The following is a 1650-nucleotide window of genomic DNA, read 5'->3' as shown; positions in this document are numbered from 1 at the left end:
AGGTGCTGGTGGTTTCTGGTTGGTACTGTTTTTGACTGTCTTTTCCTTGGGGCACTTGCTTGGTGCCCCGTAGAAAATCGGTCAGGACATGCTTCGACACATACCAAAGTCGCTGTTCTCGTAAGAGGATGGTGCGCAACAGGTTTTTGTTGGAGAGTTTGATCCTGGCTCAGGACGAACGCTGGCGGCGTGCTTCACACATGCAAGTCGAACGGAAAGGCCCGCTTGCGGGTACTCGAGTGGCGAACGGGTGAGTAACACGTGGGTAACCTGCCCCCATCTCTGGGATAACCGTTGGAAACGGCGGCTAATACCGGATACGACCACTAGGTGCATGCTTGGTGGTGGAAAGTTTTTGCGGTTGGGGAGGGGCCCGCGGCCTATCAGCTTGTTGGTGAGGTGAAAGCTCACCAAGGCTTTGACGGGTAACCGGCCTGAGAGGGCGGTCGGTCACATTGGGACTGAGATACGGCCCAGACTCCTACGGGAGGCAGCAGTGGGGAATTTTGCACAATGGGCGGAAGCCTGATGCAGCGACGCCGCGTGAGGGATGACGGCTTTCGGGTTGTAAACCTCTTTTATCCACCACGAAGGCTCCGTATTCGCGGGGTTGACGGTAGTGGTTGAATAAGCGCCGGCTAACTACGTGCCAGCAGCCGCGGTAAGACGTAGGGCGCGAGCGTTGTCCGGATTTATTGGGCGTAAAGGGCTCGTAGGCGGTTGATTGCGTCCGCCGTGAAAGGCCTCGGCTTAACCGGGGTTTTGCGGTGGATACGGGTCGACTTGAGGCAATTAGGGGAGATCGGAATTCTACGTGTAGCGGTGAAATGCGCAGATATGTGGAGGAACACCGGTGGCGAAGGCGGATCTCTGGGATTGTTCTGACGCTGAGGAGCGAAAGCGTGGGGAGCGAACAGGATTAGATACCCTGGTAGTCCATGCTGTAAACGGTGGGCGCTAGGTGTGGGGTCACGTTGGTTGATTCTGTGCCGTAGCTAACGCATTAAGCGCCCCGCCTGGGGAGTACGGCCGCAAGGCTAAAACTCAAAGGAATTGACGGGGGCCCGCACAAGCGGCGGAGCATGCGGATTAATTCGATGCAACGCGAAGAACCTTACCTAGGTTTGACATCACCCGGAAACCTCTAGAGATAGAGGCCTCTTCGGACTGGGTGACAGGTGGTGCATGGCTGTCGTCAGCTCGTGTCGTGAGATGTTGGGTTAAGTCCCGCAACGAGCGCAACCCTTATCCCGTGTTGCCAGCATTCAGTTGGGGACTCACGGGAGACTGCCGGGGTTAACTCGGAGGAAGGTGGGGATGAGGTCAAGTCATCATGCCCCTTATGTCTAGGGCTTCACGCATGCTACATTGGCCGGTACAGCGGGTTGCGATACCGTGAGGTGGAGCGAATCCCTGTAAAGCCGGTCTTGGTTCGGATTCGAGTCTGCAACTCGACTCGATGAAGGTGGAGTCGCTAGTAATCGCAGATCAGCAACGCTGCGGTGAATGCGTTCCCGGGCCTTGTACACACCGCCCGTCACGTCATGAAAGTTGGCAACACCCGAAGCCTGCGGCCTAACCGGTTTACCGGAGGGAGTGGTCGAAGGTGGGGCTGGCGATTAGGACGAAGTCGTAACAAGGTAGCCGTAC

General features: G+C 56.9%; 1 rRNA gene. It reads left to right on the top strand.

Going from position 1 to position 1650, the window contains the following annotated elements:
• Positions 1-146 precede the first annotated feature (146 nt).
• Positions 147-1650 (top strand): 16S ribosomal RNA (locus tag ACFO8M_RS26555); the annotation flags it as partial.

The organism is Glycomyces rhizosphaerae (genome assembly GCF_042647865.1).
Taxonomy (GTDB): Bacteria; Actinomycetota; Actinomycetes; order Mycobacteriales; family Micromonosporaceae; genus Glycomyces; species Glycomyces rhizosphaerae.
Note: the sequence above shows the minus strand (reverse complement) of the source record. Positions and strands in the feature narration are given on the sequence as shown.